This is a genomic window from Rossellomorea sp. NS-SX7 (assembly GCF_052828565.1).
In genome coordinates, this window is sequence record NZ_CM128249.1 from 1,443,599 (window position 1) to 1,467,158 (window position 23,560).

27 protein-coding genes are annotated in these 23,560 nt (G+C 42.2%); all 27 read left to right on the forward strand.

Annotated features, from left to right (window positions below; all coding sequences use genetic code 11):
- The first annotated feature begins 4 nt into the window (after window positions 1-4).
- The 27 genes from fliG (at window position 5) to ACUXV2_RS07190 (ending at window position 23,537) form a co-directional block, all read left to right on the forward strand.
- On the forward strand, window positions 5-1,018 hold the full coding sequence (fliG, locus tag ACUXV2_RS07060) for a flagellar motor switch protein FliG (protein ID WP_446246317.1): 1,014 nt from the start codon (window positions 5-7) through the stop codon (window positions 1,016-1,018).
- Window positions 1,011-1,790: a flagellar assembly protein FliH gene (gene fliH / locus ACUXV2_RS07065; RefSeq protein ID WP_446246318.1), complete on the forward strand. Its 780-nt coding sequence runs from the start codon at window positions 1,011-1,013 to the stop codon at window positions 1,788-1,790. The genes fliG and fliH overlap by 8 nt, the downstream gene beginning before the upstream one ends.
- Entirely contained in the window at window positions 1,787-3,115 is a 1,329-nt protein-coding gene (fliI, locus tag ACUXV2_RS07070; protein WP_446246319.1) for a flagellar protein export ATPase FliI, read from the forward strand. Before fliH ends, fliI begins: the two co-directional genes overlap by 4 nt.
- Entirely contained in the window at window positions 3,112-3,558 is a 447-nt protein-coding gene (fliJ, locus tag ACUXV2_RS07075; protein WP_446246320.1) for a flagellar export protein FliJ, read from the forward strand. Before fliI ends, fliJ begins: the two co-directional genes overlap by 4 nt.
- A 4-nt stretch (window positions 3,559-3,562) precedes the next feature.
- A complete protein-coding gene (locus tag ACUXV2_RS07080) occupies window positions 3,563-4,147 on the forward strand; it encodes a MotE family protein (protein WP_446246321.1) in 585 nt (194 codons plus the stop codon).
- Between the two features lie 29 nt (window positions 4,148-4,176).
- The gene (locus tag ACUXV2_RS07085; protein ID WP_446246322.1) at window positions 4,177-5,406 is read left to right on the forward strand and encodes a flagellar hook-length control protein FliK; all 1,230 of its coding nucleotides are present in this window, start codon (window positions 4,177-4,179) and stop codon (window positions 5,404-5,406) included.
- Window positions 5,407-5,414: 8 nt separating this feature from the next.
- On the forward strand, window positions 5,415-6,050 hold the full coding sequence (gene flgD, locus ACUXV2_RS07090; protein WP_446246323.1) for a flagellar hook assembly protein FlgD: 636 nt from the start codon (window positions 5,415-5,417) through the stop codon (window positions 6,048-6,050).
- An 11-nt stretch (window positions 6,051-6,061) separates the two neighbouring features.
- Entirely contained in the window at window positions 6,062-6,454 is a 393-nt protein-coding gene (locus ACUXV2_RS07095) for a TIGR02530 family flagellar biosynthesis protein (RefSeq protein WP_446246324.1), read from the forward strand.
- 71 nt (window positions 6,455-6,525) lie between these two features.
- Window positions 6,526-7,749: a flagellar hook protein FlgE gene (locus tag ACUXV2_RS07100; RefSeq protein ID WP_446246325.1), complete on the forward strand. Its 1,224-nt coding sequence runs from the start codon at window positions 6,526-6,528 to the stop codon at window positions 7,747-7,749.
- Window positions 7,750-7,828: 79 nt separating this feature from the next.
- Window positions 7,829-8,044 (forward strand): flagellar FlbD family protein, encoded by a 216-nt coding sequence (locus tag ACUXV2_RS07105; protein WP_446246326.1) that lies wholly within the window; start codon window positions 7,829-7,831, stop codon window positions 8,042-8,044.
- Window positions 8,041-8,466, forward strand: coding sequence for a flagellar basal body-associated protein FliL (gene fliL / locus ACUXV2_RS07110; RefSeq protein WP_446246327.1), 426 nt, complete (start codon window positions 8,041-8,043; stop codon window positions 8,464-8,466). Before ACUXV2_RS07105 ends, fliL begins: the two co-directional genes overlap by 4 nt.
- A gap of 33 nt (window positions 8,467-8,499) precedes the next feature.
- The gene (gene fliM, locus ACUXV2_RS07115; RefSeq protein WP_446246328.1) at window positions 8,500-9,495 is read left to right on the forward strand and encodes a flagellar motor switch protein FliM; all 996 of its coding nucleotides are present in this window, start codon (window positions 8,500-8,502) and stop codon (window positions 9,493-9,495) included.
- On the forward strand, window positions 9,485-10,690 hold the full coding sequence (gene fliY, locus ACUXV2_RS07120) for a flagellar motor switch phosphatase FliY (RefSeq protein ID WP_446246329.1): 1,206 nt from the start codon (window positions 9,485-9,487) through the stop codon (window positions 10,688-10,690). Before fliM ends, fliY begins: the two co-directional genes overlap by 11 nt.
- A 166-nt stretch (window positions 10,691-10,856) precedes the next feature.
- Window positions 10,857-11,219 carry a response regulator gene (locus tag ACUXV2_RS07125; protein ID WP_032088822.1) on the forward strand — a complete coding sequence of 121 codons (363 nt, stop codon included), beginning with the start codon at window positions 10,857-10,859 and terminating at the stop codon, window positions 11,217-11,219.
- A 24-nt stretch (window positions 11,220-11,243) separates the two neighbouring features.
- Window positions 11,244-11,900, forward strand: coding sequence for a flagellar biosynthetic protein FliO (locus ACUXV2_RS07130; RefSeq protein ID WP_446246330.1), 657 nt, complete (start codon window positions 11,244-11,246; stop codon window positions 11,898-11,900).
- A complete protein-coding gene (gene fliP, locus ACUXV2_RS07135) occupies window positions 11,893-12,558 on the forward strand; it encodes a flagellar type III secretion system pore protein FliP (RefSeq protein ID WP_446246331.1) in 666 nt (221 codons plus the stop codon). The genes ACUXV2_RS07130 and fliP overlap by 8 nt, the downstream gene beginning before the upstream one ends.
- 13 nt (window positions 12,559-12,571) lie before the next feature.
- On the forward strand, window positions 12,572-12,841 hold the full coding sequence (gene fliQ, locus ACUXV2_RS07140) for a flagellar biosynthesis protein FliQ (protein WP_175989009.1): 270 nt from the start codon (window positions 12,572-12,574) through the stop codon (window positions 12,839-12,841).
- A 4-nt stretch (window positions 12,842-12,845) separates the two neighbouring features.
- Entirely contained in the window at window positions 12,846-13,622 is a 777-nt protein-coding gene (fliR, locus tag ACUXV2_RS07145; RefSeq protein ID WP_446246332.1) for a flagellar biosynthetic protein FliR, read from the forward strand.
- Between the two features lies 1 nt (window position 13,623).
- A complete protein-coding gene (flhB, locus tag ACUXV2_RS07150) occupies window positions 13,624-14,706 on the forward strand; it encodes a flagellar biosynthesis protein FlhB (protein WP_446246333.1) in 1,083 nt (360 codons plus the stop codon).
- A gap of 21 nt (window positions 14,707-14,727) precedes the next feature.
- On the forward strand, window positions 14,728-16,764 hold the full coding sequence (gene flhA / locus ACUXV2_RS07155) for a flagellar biosynthesis protein FlhA (RefSeq protein ID WP_446246334.1): 2,037 nt from the start codon (window positions 14,728-14,730) through the stop codon (window positions 16,762-16,764).
- Window positions 16,761-17,930 (forward strand): flagellar biosynthesis protein FlhF, encoded by a 1,170-nt coding sequence (gene flhF, locus ACUXV2_RS07160; RefSeq protein WP_446246335.1) that lies wholly within the window; start codon window positions 16,761-16,763, stop codon window positions 17,928-17,930. The genes flhA and flhF overlap by 4 nt, the downstream gene beginning before the upstream one ends.
- Window positions 17,911-18,777 (forward strand): MinD/ParA family protein, encoded by an 867-nt coding sequence (locus ACUXV2_RS07165; RefSeq protein ID WP_446246336.1) that lies wholly within the window; start codon window positions 17,911-17,913, stop codon window positions 18,775-18,777. The genes flhF and ACUXV2_RS07165 overlap by 20 nt, the downstream gene beginning before the upstream one ends.
- 1 nt (window position 18,778) lies before the next feature.
- On the forward strand, window positions 18,779-19,879 hold the full coding sequence (locus ACUXV2_RS07170; RefSeq protein ID WP_446246337.1) for a protein-glutamate methylesterase/protein-glutamine glutaminase: 1,101 nt from the start codon (window positions 18,779-18,781) through the stop codon (window positions 19,877-19,879).
- Between the two features lie 15 nt (window positions 19,880-19,894).
- Window positions 19,895-21,940 (forward strand): chemotaxis protein CheW, encoded by a 2,046-nt coding sequence (locus ACUXV2_RS07175; RefSeq protein WP_446246338.1) that lies wholly within the window; start codon window positions 19,895-19,897, stop codon window positions 21,938-21,940.
- A gap of 12 nt (window positions 21,941-21,952) precedes the next feature.
- Window positions 21,953-22,399 carry a chemotaxis protein CheW gene (locus tag ACUXV2_RS07180; protein ID WP_446246339.1) on the forward strand — a complete coding sequence of 149 codons (447 nt, stop codon included), beginning with the start codon at window positions 21,953-21,955 and terminating at the stop codon, window positions 22,397-22,399.
- An 11-nt stretch (window positions 22,400-22,410) separates the two neighbouring features.
- Window positions 22,411-23,043 carry a chemotaxis protein CheC gene (locus ACUXV2_RS07185; RefSeq protein WP_446246340.1) on the forward strand — a complete coding sequence of 211 codons (633 nt, stop codon included), beginning with the start codon at window positions 22,411-22,413 and terminating at the stop codon, window positions 23,041-23,043.
- Window positions 23,040-23,537 carry a chemotaxis protein CheD gene (locus tag ACUXV2_RS07190; protein ID WP_446246341.1) on the forward strand — a complete coding sequence of 166 codons (498 nt, stop codon included), beginning with the start codon at window positions 23,040-23,042 and terminating at the stop codon, window positions 23,535-23,537. The genes ACUXV2_RS07185 and ACUXV2_RS07190 overlap by 4 nt, the downstream gene beginning before the upstream one ends.
- The last annotated feature ends 23 nt before the right edge of the window (window positions 23,538-23,560 follow it).

Sequence of the window (23,560 nt, forward strand, 5' to 3'; positions counted from 1 at the left end):
GCACATGGTTAGAAGAGAGAAAGAATTAACAGGCAAACAAAAAGCGGCCATCCTCTTGATCTCACTTGGTCCCGATGTGTCAGCATCAGTGTATAAACATTTATCTGAGGAAGAAATCGAGAAGCTGACTTTGGAGATATCAGGAGTGAGAAAGGTCGAAACTGAAGCAAAAGAGGATATTTTAGAAGAATTCCACAATATCGCGATTGCTCAGGACTATATATCTCAAGGCGGGATCGGCTATGCGAAAACAGTCTTGGAGAAGGCACTCGGCTCAGACCAGGCTGCAGCCATAATCAATCGGCTGACGTCGTCGTTACAGGTCAAGCCGTTCGACTTTGCACGTAAAGCGGATGCAGCCCAAATCCTGAATTTCATTCAAAATGAGCACCCGCAAACGATTGCCCTCATTCTCTCTTATTTAGACCCGCAACAGTCGGGTCAGATTCTTTCAGAGCTTCCTCAAGAGGTTCAAGCAGATATTGCAAGAAGAATTGCCATAATGGATGGTACGTCACCGGAAGTGATCAGTGAAGTTGAAGCCATCCTTGAAAGAAAGTTATCTGCGACAGTTACACAGGATTATACTCAAACAGGCGGCGTAGAAGCTGTAGTCGAAGTCCTCAATGGAGTAGACCGCTCTACAGAGAAAACCATTCTCGATGCACTGGAAATACAGGATCCAGAATTGGCTGAAGAAATCAAAAAGAGAATGTTTGTATTCGAGGATATTGTCACTCTTGATGGCCGTTCCATTCAACGGGTTATCAGAGACTGTGACAATGAAGATCTCCTTCTATCACTTAAGGTCTCCAGTGATGAAGTGAAGGAAATCGTATTTAAAAATATGTCTAACCGTATGGTGGAAACGTTAAAAGAAGAGATGGAGTTTATGGGTCCTGTCAGACTTCGTGATGTTGAGGAAGCACAGTCAAGGATCGTTGCAATCATCAGAAGATTAGAAGAAGCCGGGGAAATCATTATTGCCCGTGGTGGAGGGGACGATATTATTGTCTAGGATCATCAAATCTACCATGACCCAGTCCCGGGAGAAGAATGAAAAGGTCATAGCGCTCAAAGAAATTCGTTCTTCCATGAAAGAGGGTTCTCAGTCGGATGAAACAATCCGTTTACAGATGCAAAATAGAGAAATAGATAAGTTGATTTCAGAAGCACAAGGTAAAGCTGAAAAGATGATGGAAGAAGCTTTTGAAGAACAAATGCGAATTCATGATCAAATTCAACAGGAAAAAGACATTTGGGTGAAAGAACGCGAGCAGTATATTCAAGAAGCGTATAATGTCGGGTTTCAGCAAGGTGAAGAAGAAGGAATGAAAAAGGGCTACCAGGAATATACCCAACGACTCAAGGAAGCTGATACGATCATCGAAACCAACAAGCAACAATATTATGCCTATCTTGAAAATGCTGAAAAAGTCATTGTATCCCTAGCAATCGCAAGTGCTGAAAAAATCATTGGACAAAAGATAGATGACGACCCGGAGACATTTATCTCGATCATAAAACGGGGGTTGAAGGAAGTAAGGGAATTACCTGAAGTGCAAATTCATTGCCATCCTTCAAAGTACGCTCTCCTGATGGAGAACAAAGATGAAATAGAAGTGGTATTTCCTGCAAATGTACAGTGTTTTATTTATGCGAACGAAGAGTTGAATCCTCAAGAAAGTTACATAGAAACAAATCAAGGAAGAATCATCGTCAGTATCGATTCCCAGTTAAAGGAATTAAAACACAAACTGCTTGAGATTCTGCAGGGGGATGCAACATGAAAGCAAAAGACTTACTTCCGCATATAAATCAGGTCCCTACGTTTAAAAAGTATGGGAAAGTAAAACGGGCAGTCGGCCTGATGATCGAGTCACAAGGTCCTGAAAGTTCTGTCGGTGAGGTATGCCATATTCACATCCAGAGCCGAGGGGTTCCGAGGATCATTCCGGCTGAAGTCGTGGGTTTTAACGGTCAATTGGTTATTCTTATGCCCTATTCAAATATGCAGGATATATCACCCGGAAGTCTGGTCGAAGCAACCTCAAAACCGCTTGAAATTAAAATTGGTCCGGCATTGATCGGAAAAGTTGTGGATTCATTGGGGAATCCATTGGACGGAAGTATGCTGCCTGGTGGATTGACTGCCACTCACACCGATCAAGAACCGCCAAACCCTCTTTCAAGGCCTCCTATAGATGAACCCATGGAAGTGGGAGTGAAAGCAATCGACAGCATGTTGACTGTAGGAAAAGGGCAGCGGGTAGGTATTTTTGCAGGAAGCGGAGTCGGCAAAAGCACCTTATTGGGAATGATAGCCCGTAACACAAAAGCTGATCTGAACGTCATCGCTTTAATAGGAGAACGCGGCAGGGAAGTCAGGGAGTTCATTGAGAGGGACTTGGGGGAAGAAGGATTAAAGAGGACGATTGTCGTCGCTGCTACATCGGACCAGCCCGCCCTCATGAGAATCAAGGGAGCTTTTACCGCAACTGCCATTGCGGAATATTTTCGCGATAAAGGAATGAATGTCATGTTGATGATGGATTCTGCAACCCGCGTAGCAATGGCACAGAGGGAAATTGGCTTGGCTGTAGGTGAACCGCCTACGACTAAAGGGTATACTCCTTCTGTATTTGCCATTCTTCCTAAGCTGCTCGAAAGGACGGGAACCAACTTAAAAGGCAGTATCACTGCATTTTATACTGTACTGGTGGATGGCGATGATCTTAATGAACCGATATCAGACACGGTCAGGGGGATATTGGACGGTCATATTGTCCTGGATCGACAAATAGCAAACAGGGGGCAATACCCTGCCATCAATGTGTTAAAAAGCGTAAGCCGTCTCATGAATCATCTTGCTTCCGCTCAGCATTTATATGCATCAGTGAAAGTCAGGGAAATGCTCAGCACCTATTTAAACTCTGAAGATCTAATTCAAATAGGCGCATATAAGAAAGGGTCTTCCAGAGAAATTGATGAAGCGATTCACTATTATCCAAAAATCATTTCATTTCTGAAACAAGGTGTGTATGAACAAATCACTCAGGCAGACAGCATAAATCAGCTGATTCAGTTGGCGGAAAAAGGTGATGGCGGACAATGAGTTATCAATATCGATTTGAACGGATCTTAACTCTCAAGGAAAAAGAAAAAGATGAAGTAAATGAGCAGTACAAAGGCGCCATCGCAAAATTTGAAAAAGTGGCGGAAAAGCTCTATGAGTTTCTTAAAAAGAAAGAAGAGTTGGAACTCCACCAGGCTGACAAACTTCAGGCCGGCCTTTCTGTACAAGATATCCGGCATCATCAACAATTCATAACAAATTTGGAAAAGACCATCGCTTATTACCAGGACCTGGTTATCCAAGCACGGAATCGTATGAATTGGTATGAAGAAAAACTCGTCGATATGAACGTGGAAGTAAAGAAATATGAAAAGATTAGAGAAAAAGATTTCGGCCTCTTTTTGAGAAATATGAAAGAAAATGAAAATAAACAATTGGATGAAGTATCCGTTGTTCAATATTTGAATCGGGGAATTAGGTGATTGAATGCCAAAAGTGTTCGAAGAAGAGAAAGATACCAAATCTAATAGTCGCTTTCAATGGATTGTTTTTGTTGTCTTCATTCCTCTTTTATTTGCCATTACCGTCGCTTTGGTTGTGATGACGCTGGCAGGGATTAATGTATTTGAAAAAGCACAGTCCGTTCCTTTCGTATCAAACATACTACCGGCTGAAAATGAGCAAGATCAAGAACAGCTTAAGAGCAGGATCGTTTCTTTGCAAGCATCCATTGAAGACAAAGAGGCAAAAATCTCCCAGCTCCAAAGTGAGATCGGCGGCAAGGAAAAAGAAAATGAGAAACTCCAGGCAACGATTGAACAGCAGAAACTCGAGTTGGAAGAACTGAGGCAGATTGGTGAAGAAAATAAGCGGGCATTTAAAGAAGTCGTAAGCACATTTGAATCAATGTCGGCAAAAAGCGCGGCACCGGTACTTTTGAAAATGGAAGATCAAGAGGCAATAAAAATTTTATCCAGCATCAAACCCGATGATTTGGCTGACATCTTGGAGAAAATGCCGCCTGAAGATGCTGCAAGGTATACGGGGTTATTGTCTGCAGATGAAAGCTAAACCTTAAAGAGCTGAGAGGAGGTGAAATGATGGATATCGGAGTGATCAAAACTGTACAGCATAAAGGGACTGCAGGGCATGGAATTAATTCACTGACATCCAAACCTGTGAATAATGAAACATTTTCTCATCATTTGCTTGGAAGTTTAAATGGCTCGATCCAAAGCAGTGCGTCGACGCATATTGAAATGACTCCAGACTTATCAGTATTAAGTCAGTTGATGAGTGCAGAAGGATTGGAAGGAATGGAACTTTCTGAAGAACAAATGCTGACATTGAATCAGATGGGTGAGCTGGATATCGGAATGATTGCCGAAATTCTGGGGATCGATTTAACTGAAATCGATAAACTCCATTCACAGCTACAAGACGCGATACCTTCCCTTTCAGAGAAAGAGGCAGAAGAAGAACTCTCGTTGGAATCTTTGGTTTCAGTTTTACAGCTATTACAGTTGTCCTTTAGTAAAGAGGCGATTCAATCAAAGAATCTACACAGGCTGGAGGAACTCGTCAAGCTGTCGAAAGTAATTGAATGGTTTGCCACTCGTAAAGAACTTCCCATTACGGAAGCTCAAAAAGTGTTTGAAGTGAAGGATCTCCTGAAACAGCTCCACCACAAAGCGGATACTGTCATGGCTGGTATGACGAATCAGCCGAAGAGCTGGAATGAAATCATGAAGGCTGCTTATAACCGTCACATCCCGCCTGAGACGGCAACGGAAGGAATTAAAACGGAACAGAACAAGAACCTCCAGACTGGCCCTGGAAATCATCTTCATATAGTACTTCCCAAAGCGGAACAATTTTCAATGACTTTGTCACAGGCAAAGGGCCAGATGCATTATGAAAAATTTGTGAAAGATCTCCAATCCATTTTAAGTAAATCTCACATGCAAACCCAGCCTAACATGAGTAAGCTGTTGATTAAATTGTATCCGGAACAGTTGGGATCATTACGTATCGAGCTACTCCAGCACAATGGGATGATGACAGCGAAAATCCTGGCTACCACTGCAACTGCTAAGGAATTGCTTGATTCGCAGATTCAAGGATTGAAGCATGCATTTGCTTCCCAGAATTTACAGGTCGAAAAGATTGAAATCTCACAGGCACTGACAGAATCGGAAAGGCAATCGAAAGGTCAATCCCAACAGCAGTCCAATGGCCAGACAAAGAAAGACCATCAGGATAACTCGAAAAATAATGAGGAACAGGATCCAGTATCCTTTAAAGAATATCTCGTGAATAGCGAAGTATAGGTGATGATATGACAAAGATAGATCCAAGTTTACTTTATTCAACCATGCAGTCGAAGAAGCGTGAAGGTGGAAATGATATTTTAGGAAAAGATGATTTCCTCAAAATCCTGATGACCCAGCTTCAGAATCAGGATCCGATGAATCCCATGCAGGACAAGGACTTTATTGCTCAAATGGCTACATTTTCATCATTGGAACAAATGACAAATCTCACAAAGACAATGGAGAAATTTGTGGAGAACCAAAATCAATCTCAATTGATTGCGTACAATCAATTTGTCGGAAAACAGGTAACCTGGCATAAAATCTCGGAATCGGATTCAAATGAAGCACCTGAAATTTCTGAAGGTCAAGGACTAGTCAAAGGGGTCCGCTTTAAAGCAGATAGCGTTGAATTCATCATGGAGGACGGCACCATTCTTAATCCGGGAAATATCTCACAAGTGAATAACGGGACTTCTTCAGACGTTTCACTGGTCAATGCTTCAATGTTGATAGGGAAAAAAGTGACGTGGGAAGGTGAAGAAGGGGAAGTCAGTGGTATCGTGCAGTCTGTGTCTTCAAAAGATTCCCGAATTTGGATCCATACTGATTCAGGTGGTAAGGTCCTAAGCGATCACCTGTTAAAAATTGAGTCTCAATAAGGAGTGGTTGTATGGATAAAGCTTTCTTGCATCGCATTCCACCGCAGCCTTTATCGACTGCCTTAAAGCCGAAAGCAGTTGATTCCAGTACTAATAGAAGCCCTTCATTTGTAACTGAGTTAAATAAAGCGATGACCCGTTCAACTGAAATGCAGATTAGTAAACATGCCAAGGCAAGGATGGAACAAAGAGGAATATCAATTTCCCCGCAGAAATGGGAAGAAATAGGGGAAAAGGTCAGAGAAGCAAAATCCAAGGGTGTTCAGGAATCACTCGTTTTACTGAAAGATGCTGCATTAATCGTCAGTGCAAGAAATCAGACGGTCATAACGGCACTGGACAGGCAGGAAGCTAATTCGCAAATTTTCACAAATATTAATGGAACGATCTTAATAGATTCATAGGCTGGACCTTTAAGGAAGCCTAAACGCTGTGGAATGATAGAAGCAGCTAATCACGAAAGGGGAAAAAATTCATGCTACGTTCAATGTATTCAGGTATCAGCGGGATGAAGAACTTTCAAACAAAACTAGACGTCATTGGGAATAATATTGCGAATGTTAATACTTATGGGTATAAGAAAGGACGTGTAACGTTTCAGGATCTTATGAACCAGACAGTGTCGGGAGCAAGCCGGGCAACTGAAAACCGCGGCGGTCAAAATGCAATGCAAGTAGGATTAGGTTCTACTCTGTCATCCATTGACAGTATCCAGACTCAAGGAAGTCTACAAACGACAGGAAGATCACTGGATGTTGCAGTTTCAGGCGACGGATTCTTCATGGTCAGACAAGGTAACAATGAACTTTATACAAGAGCCGGAAACTTCTATTTAGATTCAAATGGTAGTCTTGTGACGGGAGGGGGAGCTCTTGTACAAGGTTATCCGGTTGATGCAGATGGAGTGGTCAATCGATCAGGGGTAACAGATATCAAGATCGATACGGATACTACAATGGCGCCGCAAGCGACCACCAAGGCAGCTTACAATGGGAATTTAAAAGCGACTGCTGAAGAAGGTGCCGAAGTAGAAATTGAAACAAAAGTAAAAGATTCCCAAGGGAACGATATCAGCTTGAACATCACCCTGACCAAAGGTGCAGGTAACAACGCATGGACAGCGGATATAACCAGCTTGACAACTGGAATAACTGTCGCCGGCGGCGGAAGTTTATCATTTAATTTTGATCAGGATGGTAAATTGACCACTGCTATGCCGCATGAATTGAATTTGTCCAATACGAATGGGGCAAATGATTTGGAAATTGACATGGATTTCTCAAAGATCACCCAGTTCGACAGCTCTTCATCCGCAAATACAGATACTGTGAACGGTAACTCAGAAGGTTACCTCGAAAGCTTCAATATCGGATCTTCCGGTGAAGTGAACGGTGTATTTTCAAATGGTGAAGTACGAGTGTTGAGCCAGCTCGCATTAGCGACATTTTCAAATCCGGGAGGACTTACAAAGGCAGGGAATAATCTATTCCAGGCATCCAACAACTCGGGACTCCCTAACATGGGATTAGCTGGAGAAGGAAGAGGCTCCCTTCAATCCGGTTCACTTGAAATGTCCAATGTGGATCTATCTGAAGAATTCACTGAAATGATCACGGCACAACGCGGATTCCAGGCAAACACGAGAATCATCACTACCTCGGATGAAATCTTGCAGGAACTGGTTAATCTGAAACGATAATTCGTTACTAAGGGAGGTAAGGAGCTGACTCAAACATGAAGCTTTTTTCTGCTTAGGTTTTGGGTCAGTTCTACATAATATGATTACGTTAACTAGATTGAACGGTAAATCCTTTACCCTCAATGCTTTTTACATAGAGACCGTTGAAGCATTCCCGGATACGACAATACAACTAACCAATGGGCGAAGATATGTAGTGAAAGAATCGGTTGACGAGGTGAATGTTCAGTCTCTTGATTTTTTTCGTAAAGTTAACCTTCTCGATCCAGGGTTCAAAGGAGGCAGTGCAGATTGAAAAACAAATTCTTAACCATCATGATGATCTTACTGGTAACCATCACTCTGGTAGGAGTGATCGCATTGGTTGTCATATTAAAATTCTCGGATGAAGAAGAAACAAAGGAGCCTTCCATTGAAGAGGTCATTGAAGCCTCTGTCGATATACCCGAAATCACAACCAATCTCTTAAGCAATGATTTTATACGTATTTCATTCAAGATTCAAACGGACAGCGAAAAAGCAAAAGAAGAGTTAGAGAAAAGAGATTTCCAAGTGAATAACATCATCATAGAAGAACTTTCTGAGATGAAAGCAGAAGACCTGCAGGGAAAAAAGGGAAAAGAATTGATTGAAGGCAAGGTCAAGGAAAAGGTGAATACCCTGATGCAAGAAGGCATGGTAGAAAAAGTGTACATCACCTCTATGATGATTCAGTGATGATCATAAAATGCAAGGGCCGGGGGTGAAGAAATGGCAGATGTTTTATCGCAAAGTGAAATCGATGCCCTGTTATCTGCATTGAACACAGGTGAGATGAGTGCGGATGATTTTAAAAAAGAAGAAGAAGAGAGAAAAGTAAAAGTATATGACTTCAAGCGGGCATTACGATTTTCAAAAGATCAAATCCGAAGCTTGACACGCATACATGAGAATTTTGCCAGGATCCTGACGACGTATTTTTCAGCTCAGCTTCGTACATATGTGCATATAAATGTTGCCTCCGCTGATCAGATACCTTATGAAGAGTTTATCCGTTCAGTACCAAAGATGACGATTCTAAATGTGTACGAACTCCCTCCATTGGACGGCAGAATCCTTATGGAAATCAATCCGAATATCGCTTATTCGATGATGGACCGTGTGATGGGGGGAAAAGGAGTCAGTGTAAATAAAGTGGAGAATCTGACTGAGATTGAAACCACCATCATGTCGCAGTTGTTCGAGCGTGCTTTTGAAAACTTGAGTGAAGCATGGAGCACTGTGGTAGATGTTGATCCGGTACTTGCGGAATTTGAAGTCAATCCGCAATTCCTTCAGATGGTTTCTCCAAATGAAACAGTCGTTGTCATTTCGTTAAATACGACAATCGGGGAAACAAGTGGAATGATCAATATTTGCATTCCGCATGTTGTGTTGGAACCGATACTCCCTAAGCTGTCAGGAAGTTATTGGATGGAATCAAAGAAAAAAGACATCAAGCCCGAAGAAGCGGCAAACCTGGAGAAAAGAATAAAGAAGGCTTATGTACCTGTGGTCGCAGAGCTTGGAGGCTCTGAAATATCGATTGAAGATTTCCTGATGCTCGATCGAGGGGATGTCATCCAATTGAATACAAGAATCGATGACCCGCTAACCATTAAAGTCGGTGAGATTCCAAAATTCACTGCCCAGCCAGGTAAATCCAACAACAGACTGGCCATTCAAATTTTAGAATCATTGAAAGGGGGAGACGACGATGATGAGTGATGATATGTTATCACAGGATGAAATCGATGCGCTTCTTAGAGGCTCTGCAGAACCTGAAGAACAGGATTCCAGCGAGATGAACATAGAAGAATATATCAGTTCCATGGAACAAGATGCTTTAGGTGAGATTGGGAATATCTCTTTTGGAAGTTCCGCAACAGCTTTATCAACCTTACTTAATCAAAAAGTTGAAATTACAACCCCTAAAGTTTCCATTGTGAATAAAAATTCCTTAGAGGAAGAATTTCCTCATCCATACGTTGCGATAGAAGTTCAATATACTGAAGGTTTTTCAGGTGCAAACCTGTTAGTGATCAAACAATCGGATGCTTCCATCATAGCTGATCTAATGCTGGGAGGAGATGGGTTGAACCCTTCGGGGGAACTCGGGGAAATCCAGCTTAGCGCAGTTCAGGAAGCAATGAATCAAATGATGGGTTCGGCAGCGACCTCAATGTCGACCGTGTTCAGTAAAAAGGTCGATATTTCGCCTCCGTCGGTGGATTTGATGTATATCCCCCAAGGGGAAGGACAGGATAACCTGCCGGATCAGGACTTGCTTGTCAAAGTGTCATTTTCACTTAAGATCGGTAATCTTATTGATTCAAATATCATGCAGCTCCTTCCATTAAGTTTTGCCAAAAGTCTTGTTGATGAGCTGATGAATGGTGGTGCTGAAGAAATAGCAGAAGATACACATCTGCCTTCAGAAGCGCCAGGGATACAGCTTGAATCAAATGCCCAGCCTCCCGAAGGCCGCACGGTTCAAAACGACTTGGCCCCGGAATATGCGAATGTGGGTGCTGCTTCAGCACACGCAGGACAGCATCAGGCTCAGCATTACGGAGGGCAAAGCTATTCCGGACAGCAGCCAGTGAATGTGCAGCCGGCTACATTTTCAAACTTTGAACCAGCCGGATTGGGACAGCAGGAGTCAAAGAATCTGAATATGCTTCTTGATATACCTTTACAGGTGACGGTTGAGCTTGGAAGAACAAACCGTTCAGTGAAGGACATACTGGAAATGTCTTCAGGGTCGATCATTGAGCTGGATAAGTTAGCTGGGGAACCTGTCGATATATTAGTGAACAGCAGGCTGATTGCCAAAGGAGAAGTCGTTGTAATTGATGAAAATTTCGGTGTCCGGATCACGGATATCGTCAGTCCGAGCGATCGGTTGAACAAACTTAAATAAGGGTTTTTTTCTAAAAGAATGTCGCACGTTGTCCTGAAGGCCTGAGTGGAGTGAGTACACGACTCTATAAAACCGAGACTTGATTGGATTTATAAGGAAAATATCATGTGTGACAGAGAATGCGAAATACCTGGATAAATTATGTGAAAAATGGAGGATGACGGCGATGGCGAATAAAATTTTGATAGTGGATGACGCTGCATTTATGCGAATGATGATTAAGGATATTTTGACAAAAAACGGATTTGAAGTAGTGGGTGAGGCTGCAGATGGAGCCCAGGCAGTTGAAAAGTACAAAGAAGTGCAGCCTGACTTGGTGACAATGGATATCACAATGCCTGAAAAAGATGGTATCGCAGCACTGAAGGATATTAAAGCGATGGATCCCGGTGCGAAAATCATCATGTGTTCGGCAATGGGACAGCAGGCTATGGTAATCGATGCAATTCAAGCAGGGGCTAAGGACTTCATCGTCAAGCCATTCCAGGCGGACCGGGTAATTGAAGCGATCCAAAAGGCTTTAAGTTAACAGTTATGTAAGAAGGTGTATTGATTGAAGAAGCTTCAACTAATAGTGAGTGTAGTATGTATCTTTATCTTGGCAAGTGCTGGAGGCACAACGGCACTTGCCAGCATGAAATCTGTTGATGATTGGTATGAAGAACCTAAAGGGGAGAATGATGCAAACAAAGACGCTCCGGCTTCCACCAACGAAGCCCCTGCAGAGATGCAAACCCCGACGGTCACTTTTTTTGATTATGTGAAAATGATTTTTGCGTTGATTTTTGTTGTTGCACTTATATACTTCCTCCTGAAATTCATCAATCAAAAAGGAAGATCATTTCAGCAGACAAAGATGATTAACCATTTAGGCGGTGCACCTCTTGGAGGGAACCGCTCCGTGCAAATTGTGAAAGTGGGAAATCAGGTACTGGTACTAGGAGTTGGTGAAGACATCCAGCTTTTGAAAGAGGTTCAGGACGAAAAAGAAAAAGAAGAGATTCTGGCTTTTTATAATAGTGGGTCTGAACAATTGAAAGACCCGAAAACATTAGTTACAAATCTGCTGATGAAAGTAAAAGGCGGTGAATCCGATACTTCACCAAGCTCTTTCCAATCCCATCTCAAAACACAGCTGGAGGAAATGAGCAAAGGAAGAAAAAGGATGCTTAAGGATTTAAAGAATAAGGAGAACCATTCAGATGAATGAATTCATGGAATTTTTTAATAGCAGCTCAGCAGATTCTGTCTCAACAAGTGTAAAGCTTCTACTATTATTCACGGTTCTTTCCCTGGCTCCCAGTATACTCATCCTTATGACGTCTTTTACACGGATCATGATTGTCCTTTCCTTTGTAAGGACTTCACTGGCAACACAGCAAATGCCGCCTAACCAGGTCTTGATCGGTCTTTCCCTATTCCTGACCTTTTTTATTATGGCACCGACGTTCCAGGAGGTTAACGATCAGGCTTTGACTCCGCTCTTTAATGAAGAAATCAACCTTGAAGAAGCGTATGAGAACGCAGCTGTCCCTTTTAAAGAATTTATGAGTAAACATACCAGGCAGAAGGATCTGGAGCTTTTCTTAAACTACTCAGGTGCTGAGAGACCGGAATCAATTGCTGATATCCCGATGACATCACTCGTTCCGGCATTTGCCTTGAGTGAAATCAAAACAGCTTTTCAGATCGGTTTCATGGTTTTCATTCCGTTTCTTGTCATTGATATGGTAGTGGCCAGTGTTCTAATGTCTATGGGAATGATGATGCTTCCGCCGGTTATGATCTCATTACCATTTAAGATATTGCTCTTTGTACTAGTGGATGGCTGGTACTTGGTCGTTAAATCTCTATTAGAAAGTTTTTAAGTAGGTGAGTTTTATGAATGCCGAATCTGTTATAGCATTAGCCGAGCGGGGGATTTATGTAACCTTGATCGTTTCAGGGCCATTATTGGTGCTTGCACTTGTTGTAGGTTTGATCGTAAGCATATTCCAGGCGACAACCCAGATCCAGGAACAAACGCTTGCGTTCATTCCTAAGATTGTAGCTGTATTGATCGGGATTGTGTTTTTCGGGCCGTGGATGCTGACTAAAATCGTCACTTATTCATCACAGATCTTTTCCGACTTGACAAGGTTTGTAGGTTAATAGAATGGCAGAGCTTGTACCTGTATTATCGGTATTCTTACTGGTTTTTGTTAGGGTTTCAGCATTTTTTGTCACCATGCCTTTGTTTTCATATCGTAATATACCAGCTCAGCATCGGCTTGCCTTCTCGCTGGTTCTTTCCTGGGTGATGTATTATACGGTTGAATCGAAGGCTTTTGAAATCAACGGGCAATACTTTCTGCTTGTGATGAAAGAAGCGATGATCGGACTTCTGATCGGGTTTGTTGCATATATGATTATTTCCGCGATTCAAATTGCCGGAGGGTTTATCGACTTTCAAATGGGCTTTGCCATCGCGAATGTCATAGATCCCCAGACTGGTGCTCAAAGCCCTTTGATGGGTCAGTATTTATATACGTTTGCCCTTTTATTATTGCTGGCATTGAATGGCCACCATTTAATTCTTGACGGTATTTTTTACAGTTACCAGCTCATCCCGATTGACAGCCCGTGGATCCCGTTGGGTGATGAAATGTTGATTGACTATATTGTCAAAACATTCAATTCCATGTTCATTATCGCTTTTCAGATGTCCATCCCGGTTGTAGCCACTCTCTTCCTGGTGGATGTCGCATTGGGGATTGTTGCAAGGACCGTGCCGCAGCTGAATGTATTCGTAGTGGGATTCCCGATAAAAATAGCGGTCTCATTCATTGTTCTTTTTATCGTAATGGGGGTAATGTTCGCGGTCATGCAGCAGTTATTTGAAATGATGTTCGTGACCATGAGGGATTTAATGAAGTTAATTGGAGGATCGTAAGGTGCAGTGGATATCATTAGATTTACAGTTTTTCAGCGGCGAAAAAACAGAAAAGGCCACACCCAAAAAAAGGGACGATGCCAGGAAGAAAGGGCAGACTGCTAAAAGTCAGGATGTAAACACAGCGATCATCCTGCTGGCCGTTTTCTTATTCTTAACCTTCGGTGCCTCTTATATCGGGAATATTGTATTTGATCTGTTTCGTCATTCTTTTCAGGAATATATGCTGATGGAGGTCACTGAAAATACTGTACAGGTCATTACATTGGATCTTATGAAAGAACTGGCGCTGCTGCTCGGACCGATCATGCTGGTTGCACTGGCGGCTGGTGTTGTTTCCAACTACATTCAGGTGGGTGTCATGTTCACCACCAAACCTTTGGAACCAAAATTGGAAAAAATCGACCCGATAAAGGGATTTAAGCGGATTTTTTCTCTGAGGGCGATTGTCGAGTTGTTAAAATCCATTTTGAAAATCTCCTTTATTGGTGCCATCACATTTGTCATCCTATGGACGAATATAGAAGAAGTGCTGAGTCTATCTTTCAAGTCGGTGGGAGATTCGCTGGCCGTGATGGCAAAGTTAGCCGTTCAGATGGGCATAGCCGCTTCACTGGCGCTGTTATTCCTATCGGTATTCGATTACCTTTATCAAAAATATGATTTTGAAAAGAATATCCGGATGTCAAAACAGGATTTGAAGGATGAGCATAAGAATATCGAAGGTGACCCGTTGATCAAATCAAAAATCAAACAAAGGCAGCGGGAAATGGCGATGCGCCGCATGATGCAGGAAGTCCCGCAGGCCGATGTGGTGATTACGAACCCTACTCACTTTGCCATTGCGCTGAAATATGATGAAAATAAACGAGACGCTCCTTATGTCGTTGCCAAAGGAGTTGACTATCTGGCACAAAAGATTAAATACATCGCGAAAGAAAATGATGTGGTGATGGTGGAGAACCGTCCATTAGCGCGATCCCTGTACGATTCAGCCGAAATCGGGGATACGGTCCCTGAAGAATTCTTCAAAGCGGTAGCTGAAATTTTGGCCTATGTGTATCGGATCAAAAACAAACTGTAAGAATGTTAGGAGAGTAATAGTATGTCAGCAAGAGATTTATCCGTATTAGCCAGTGTCATATTGATTGTAGCCATGCTGATCATCCCATTTCCGTCATGGATGTTGAGCGTGCTGATCATCATTAATATTTCACTAGCTCTTTTAGTGCTCCTAACGTCCATGAATATGAATGAACCCCTTCAATTTTCAATATTTCCGTCTTTATTACTGCTGCTTACGCTTTTCCGCTTAGGTCTAAATGTTTCCACAACAAGATCGATTCTCAGTAAAGGAGAAGCAGGGGGTGTTGTGGAAACATTTGGAACATTTGTTGTGGGTGGAAATGTTTTAGTGGGACTGGTTGTCTTCGTAATCCTGATTGTCATTCAGTTCATAGTTATTACGAAAGGATCTGAACGTGTATCAGAAGTAGCGGCAAGGTTTACTCTTGATGCAATGCCCGGGAAGCAAATGAGTATCGATGCAGACTTGAATGCTGGAATGATATCGGAACACGATGCCAGGCACCGAAGAGATAAAATCAGCAGGGAAGCAGACTTTTATGGTGCCATGGATGGTGCTTCCAAATTCGTAAAAGGTGACGCGATCGCAGGTATAGTCATCGTCATGATCAACTTGATCTTCGGCATTATCATCGGTATGACCCAGCAGGGACTTCCGATCGGGGAGGCAGCGACACGCTATTCCCTTCTCACAGTGGGAGACGGGATCGTCAGTCAAATACCTGCCTTATTGATTTCCACCGCCACGGGAATCGTGGTAACAAGGGCCGCTTCGGAGGGAAACCTTGGACAGGATATCATGAAGCAGCTATTAGCTTATCCATTTATGCTCTATGTTGCCGCATTTACGATTTTCATGCTTGGAGTGGCAACACCTATAGACGACATTTTAACCATACCTATTGCTGCAGCAATGGCGTTTGGAGGATACATGCTTTCACGCACCCCTGCTGAAAGTGAAACAGAAATAGCTGCGATGGAAGAAGAAGTGGAAACAGATGAGATGAAGAGTCCGGAAAGTGTTGTAAATCTTCTTAACGTCGACCCGATTGAGTTTGAGTTCGGCTACGGATTAATCCCCTTGGCTGATACGAATCAGGGGGGAGATCTGCTTGATCGAATCGTCATGATCAGAAGGCAGTTGGCTATCGAGTTGGGACTGGTGATTCCAGTGGTCAGAATTAGGGATAATATACAGCTTCAGCCCAATGAGTACCGCTTGAAGATCAAGGGGAATGAAATGGCGCGCGGAGAATTGCTGCTCGATCATTATTTGGCCATGAGTCCAGGAGTTGAAGATGATTCAATTGAAGGTATAGATACGATCGAACCATCATTCGGACTGCCGGCAAAATGGATTTCTGAGGAAATGAAAGAACAGGCGGAAATATTCGGTTATACAGTCGTAGATCCGCCATCTGTTGTTTCCACTCATATCACTGAAGTGATCAAGACGAACGCCCATGAGCTTCTCGGAAGGCAAGAGACAAAACAACTAATCGATCATCTCCAGGAGTCTTATCCCATTTTGGTCGAAGAGGTTACCCCCAATCCGTTGTCTGTTGGGGAAGTTCAGAAAGTGCTGGCAAAGCTGTTGAAAGAGAATGTGTCAATTCGTAATCTACCAATCATTTTTGAAACACTGGCCGACTTTTCGAAAATGAGTTCTGATACAGATTTGCTGGCAGAGTACGCAAGACAGGCACTTGCACGTCAAATCACAACTCAATATGTCCAGGAAAACGGGTCTCTTAAAGTGGTTACCATGGCCGGTAAGGCAGAAAAGATGATCGCAGACTCCATCCAGCAAACAGAACATGGAAATTATTTATCAATGGACCCAAATGATTCACAGCGGATACTCGAATCAATCGCGTCCCAGATAGAACAATTATCCTTGATGGAAGAATCACCGATCATCTTATGTTCACCTGCAGTCAGGATGTACGTGAGACAATTAACTGAAAGATACTTCCCGCAAGTGCCGATCCTGTCATACAACGAATTAGAAGCAAATGTAGAAGTACAAAGTGTTGGGGTGGTGAATGTAGATTGAAAGTAATTAAATATGTTGCACCTACTATGAATGAAGCCATGAAAAAAGTCAGGAACGACCTTGGAGAAGACGCGGTTATCTTAAATTCAAAAGTTACCCATTCTGGCGGAGTTTTCGGTTTGTTCAAGAAAAAAATGGTCGAAGTCATTGCAGCAGTCGATCCTGGTATTGAAAAAGAAAAAGCAGAGATGAAACGTCTACGTTCACAGCCTGTTATACCGAAGACGACTCCTATAAAAGAAGATAAGCCCAGAATAAAACAGCCGGTCAATGAAGACTCTGTCCATAAAGAGTTAAAAGAACTAAAAAAGATGATATCTTCATTTAAATCAAGCAATGAATTCGAAAGATATGATTCTTCCATACGTGAAATATTGATCCACCTGCAATGTCAAGGGATTAATGAGTCTTTGATACTACAAGCGGGTGATTACCTGGAAGACGGATTGAAGTCAGTTAAGGAAGGTCACCAAGAGTTGAGAGATTCATTACTTAAGGATGCTAAACATTTCTTGAAGAATACGGTAAGTGATCTCCCGATGAGCGGTATAAGTTATAAGAAAAAATATATCAATGTGATCGGACCCACAGGGGTTGGGAAAACGACCACTCTTGCGAAAATGGCTGCTGAAGCAGTGATTGAAAAGAAAATGAAAGTTGGTTTCATCACTACGGATACCTATAGGATAGCAGCCATTGAACAATTAAAAACGTACGCCGGGCTGTTGAATGTTCCGGTGGAAGTAGTATATAAGCTTGAAGATTACCAAAAAGCCATTGAAAAATTCAAGGATTTCGATCATGTATTCATTGATACGGCAGGCAGGAATTTCAGGGAGAAGAAATATGTAGAGGACCTCCAGACGGTCATTGACTTCAAATGCGATATGGAAACATTTCTTGTGCTATCACTGACAAGTAAAGAAAGTGATATGAAAGAAATCATCAGACAATTCTCTTCCATTGAAATCGACCGCTTTATCTTCACGAAGCTTGATGAAACGTCAAGCTATGGCTCGATGGTGAATATCATCACCGAATCAAAGACAGGTATTGCTTATCTAACGACAGGTCAGGATGTTCCTGAAGATATAACTGAAGTAAAGGCCGAGGATATCGGAGAGCTGCTTCTGAAAGGGTTCAGTTATGAAAGATCAAGCCTATAATTTAAGACAGAAAATGCTGTTGAATTCAACAACACCAGCCAAAACGATCGGTATTGTCAGTGGAAAAGGAGGAGTGGGGAAGTCTAACATTTCCACTAACCTTTCGATTCTATTAGGCGAGGCGGGTAAGGAAGTTCTTTTATTTGATATGGACATTGGAATGGGGAATATCCATATACTGATGGGCAGTAATCATAGATATTCAATCATGGACTATATTGAGGACAAGGAACTGGCGATAGAAGATGTGATATGTGAGAACGTTCATGGGATTTCCTATATCAGTGCAGGGAACGGACTTAAAAGTATAGTAGAGTGGAAGGAAGAGCAGAAAGAGCGCTTTTTTGAAGCTATGGGTCATCTGGTCCTGAAGTACGACTATATTATCTTTGATATGGGAGCGGGAGCCACAAAAGAAACACTCCAATTTCTATTGACGATGGAACAAATATTGGTCGTGACGACTCCCGAGCCGACTTCTATCACTGATGCATATTCCATGATGAAATATATTCATTTGAGGGATGCTGAGAAAGAATTTTTCCTTGTCTGCAATCGGGCAGAGAACAATCAGGAAGGGTTGTTGACCATTTCAAGATTACAGGAAACTGTCAGGAAGTTTTTGAGTAAAGACATTATCTCATTGGGAGTTTTGCCGGAAGACCAAGCAGTGAGAAAGGCGGTCAGCCAGCAGACCCCCCTGATTAAAAGTTTCCCGCGATCACCTATCTCTTCAAGCTTGCATTCACTTGCAAACAATTTACTTTCAGAAACTGACAAGTTGAACATTCCAAGTGAGAAACCTTCTTTCTTGAAAAATATTAAACATTTATTTTTCAGGAGGTAAGATGATGAGGAAAAAAGTACTGGTTGTAGATGATTCTGCATTTATGAGAAAGCTTATTAGTGATTTTCTATCAACTTCAGAACTAATGGAAGTTGTGGGTATTGCCCGTAATGGGGAGGATGCGATAGCGAAAATAAAAAGACTTTCACCTGATGTAATCACCCTGGACGTCGAAATGCCGATAATGAACGGTATTGAAGCATTAAAGAAGATAATGGCCGAATGCCCGGTTCCAGTCGTCATGCTTTCATCGACCACCAAAGCGGGAGCGGAGGAAACATTCAAAGCGATACAACTTGGTGCGGTAGATTTCATTGCAAAGCCATCAGGTACAATCTCACTAGATTTACATAAGATTCAGGATGAAATCGTACAAAAGGTATTAGCGGCGAGTCAAGTTTCAATCACTAAACTATTGAACAATCGGACTTCATCAGCTTCTGTTCAGAACAAGACGATCATGACTGAAAATAAAGAAACTGCCGTTACCCAGATAAGTCCTGCTACTTATACACAAGACAACAATAAACCGGGGATCATTCTCATAGGGACCTCTACAGGGGGACCAAGGGCATTGCAGCATGTGCTGACAGGCTTACCTTCCACTTTGGATGCACCTGTGCTCATCGTTCAGCATATGCCTCCAGGCTTTACTAAGTCATTGGCTGACCGCTTAGACTCGCTTTCAAGTATCAGGGTGAAAGAAGCAGAGCATGGGGAACAGCTTCATAAAGGTACTGCATATATAGCACCCGGTGGATTTCATATGAAAATAAAACAATCAGAGACAAAGCTTAAGGTCGAATTAAACAAAGAAGAATCCCCCCGTAATGGACACCGTCCGTCCGTTGATGTCCTTTTTGAATCAGCGGTAACAATAAGGGATCGTAATATAGTTACTGTCATCATGACGGGGATGGGCTCAGATGGAACACAGGGGTTAAAAAAACTTAAGGTGTCAGGGTCTGTAAAAACGATCGCAGAGTCACATGAAACGTGTATCGTATACGGGATGCCGAAATCAGTCATAGCTTCGAATCTTGCAGATGAAGTTGTAAATGTTGAGGGAATTGCTCAATCAATAATGAAGTACATGGTGTAGAGAGGTGTGGAGCACATGGAAATGAGTCAATATTTAGAAGTCTTTATAGAGGAAAGTAAAGAAAATTTGCAAACCTGCAACGAGCAATTGCTTGAACTTGAAAAAAATCCTGAGGATTTATCAATCGTAAATGAAATATTTCGTGCAGCCCATACGTTGAAAGGCATGTCTGCAACGATGGGTTACGAAGATCTGGCAAACCTTACTCACAAAATGGAGAATGTCCTTGATGGGATCAGAAATGAAAAAATAAATGTTACTCCTGAAATTCTCGATGTTGTATTTAAATCCGTGGATGATCTCGAAGAAATGGTCCTTTCCATCTCAGGTGGAGGGGACGGAAAGAGAGATGTAACAGAAGTAGTAGCGATGCTGCAGGCAATCGAAAATGGGGAAGATTTATCTTCACAGGCGATTGCCCATAAAGAGACAGCATCTGCATTGGTTGAAGAGAAGGCTGCAATTGAGTATGAAGCTTACGAACAGACTGTCATTGAGCAATCTTATGAATTGGGAATGCATTGTTATGAGCTTGTCGTGTCTTTAAGAGAAGATTGCCTTTTGAAAGCAGCAAGAGTATTTATGGTTTTTGAAGTATTGGAAAAAATCGGAGAAGTAATTAAATCAGAGCCTACAGTAGATAAGCTTGAAGAAGAACAGTTCGATCAATCTTTTACAGTGACAATCGTTACAAATGAAAACTCCCATGACCTCGAGAAGAAAATTATGAAGGTGTCGGAGGTTGAAAAAGTAGACGTAACAGAAGTAACACCTGAAAATCTGCAAAGCCGCAATAGGGTGCATACAACAGAAGAGGAAAAGAAGGAGATCCATACAGAGAACGCCACTGTAAAACCAGCAAAGCCTGTGAAAGATTCAAATGCTCCCAAAGAATCCTCAAAGTCAACGACATCCAATAAAACGATTCGTGTGAACATCGAGCGTTTGGATATATTGATGAATCTATTCGAAGAGCTGGTTATCGACCGAGGCAGGCTGGAACAGATATCAAAAGACCTTGATAATCCTGAATTAAATGAAACGGTTGAAAGAATGACGCGCATATCGGGTGACCTGCAAAATATCATCCTGAATATGCGGATGGTTCCGGTAGAAACAGTATTTAATCGCTTTCCACGTATGGTGCGTCAGCTTGCAAGAGATTTGAATAAAAAGATTAACATTGAAATCATCGGGGCTGAGACAGAATTGGATCGTACGGTCATCGATGAAATTGGCGACCCGTTGGTCCACTTGATCCGCAATGCAATCGACCACGGGATAGAAAAGCCGGAAATCCGCATGAAAAATGGCAAACCTGAAGAAGGAACAGTCAAGCTGAAAGCTTATCATAGCGGAAATCATGTATTCATTGAACTTGAAGATGACGGTGCTGGCATCAATACACAACGGGTTCTGGAAAAAGCGGTCCAAAAAGGAATTGTCAGTGAAGAAACTGCACAAACACTGACAGATCGTCAAATCTATGAGCTGATTTTAGCCTCCGGTTTTTCTACGGCAGAACAAATTTCTGATATTTCCGGCAGGGGAGTTGGACTTGATGTAGTGAAAGCAACGATCGAGTCGCTTGGAGGATCGATCACAATCGATTCGACGGAAGGGAATGGTTCATTATTCTCCATTCAGCTGCCGTTAACACTTTCTATCATTTCGGTGATGCTTGTAGAAATCGAGAAAGAAAAATACGCAATACCGTTATCGTCAATTATTGAAACAGCCATTGTGAAAAAAGATGAGATTATGAATGCGCATAACCAAAGAGTAATCGATTTCAGAGGGAAAGTAGTGCCTCTGGTATTTCTTGAGGATGTTTTTGATGTACCAAAAGAAAAAACGGATGAGGAATTCTATTCCACTGTCATTGTACGAAAAGGGGAAAAGATGGCCGGGCTGGTTGTAGATTCATTTATCGGACAGCAGGAAATCGTCTTAAAATCATTAGGCAATTATTTAACCGATGTATTTGCCATTTCCGGTGCCACCATTCTTGGAGATGGACAGGTAGCATTGATTGTTGATTGCAATGCATTAATTAAATAGGAGGTAGATGGAATGAGTGAGATGACTGTTTTAACGGAAGACATGAAACTTATCGTGTTTCAATTGATGGATAAAGAATATGCCATTCCTGTCAATCAAGTGCGGTCGATCGAGAAACTGCAGTATATTACCAGAGTCCCTAAAACCCCGGCATATGTGAGAGGTGTCATTAATTTGCGGGGAGTTGTGACTCCCATCATCGACTTAAGGTCCAAGTTCGGATTAACGCCCGCTGATACTTCCGAAAGTACAAGGGTCATCATTGCAGGTCACCAAGATAAAGAAGTCGGTCTGATTGTGGATGCAGCTAATGATGTTCTGGATGTCTCCAAAGATGCCATCGAACCTCCTCCTGAAGTAGTCGGTGCGGTGGAGGATGAGTATATAGGCGGTGTAGTAAAGAAAGACAGAAGGTTGCTGATCTTACTCCATTTGGACAAGATCCTTCAGACATTATAGGAGAAAAACATATGGGATATGAACAAAAAGTCAACTCTATGCATCTCGATATTTTAAAAGAGATTGGTAATATCGGTGCTGGCCATGCAGCCACCGCCCTTTCTATACTATTGGATAGACAAATAGATATGAAAGTACCCCGCGTGAAAATTGTTTCTTTTGATCAAATAATGGAAATGGCAGGGGGGGCTGATAATGTGGTGGTCAGTGTTTTTCTGCGGATTGAAGGAGATGCTCCCGGAAGCATGTTTTTCATCCTTTCTCTTGAACAGGCAACAGCATTTATTAAATTTATGACCCATGACGAAAACTTCTCTTTTCATGCGTCGCCTCCATCCGAATTGGGTCTTTCAGCAATGCAGGAATTAGGAAATATTCTCTCTGGATCTTATTTATCGTCATTATCGGATTTTACACAACTCAACTTGTATCCGTCTGTTCCTTCACTGTCAATTGATATGGCAGGGGCAATCATCGGTTTCGGGTTAATTGAGATCTCACAGGTGAGTGATTATGCGATTGTAATCGATACTGCTATTAAAGACTTGGCAGAAGATTCAGGCAGTGTGAATGGACACTTCTTCCTGCTGCCTGATCCCGATTCCCTGGACATCATCTTTCAATCCCTCGGTGTTCAGGGATGATTGAATTTCAGTCTGTCGTTAAAGTCGGTATCGCGGATATGAATACAGTGAGGGAAAGTGGTTCAATCCGCACCTCGGGACTAGGCTCTTGTGTGGGTGTCGTTTTATTTGACGATTACATGAAAATAGCCGGAATGGTACATGTCATGCTTCCAAGTTCTGCGATTGCTAAAGAAAAACCGCTGAATGCAGCTAAATATGCAGATTCAGGAGTGGAAGAGCTGATACGCAGGTTGAGGGATATGGGGGCGGCTCTGCCTAGGCTGAAATGTAAAATGGCAGGTGGGGCGCAAATGTTTCAGATTTCATCAAAGAGTGAAATCATGAGAATAGGTCCCCGAAATGTAGAAGCAGTGAGAGAAGTACTGCTGAAAAATAATATTCCGATCATTGGAGAAGATGTAGGAGGCAACAAAGGGAGAACAATTGAATTTTTTGTTCCTGATAGTACTCTTCAGGTCCGTACCGTGAATGAAGGAACTAAAAAGTTATAATATCACCCCAAAAAAATTTCAGG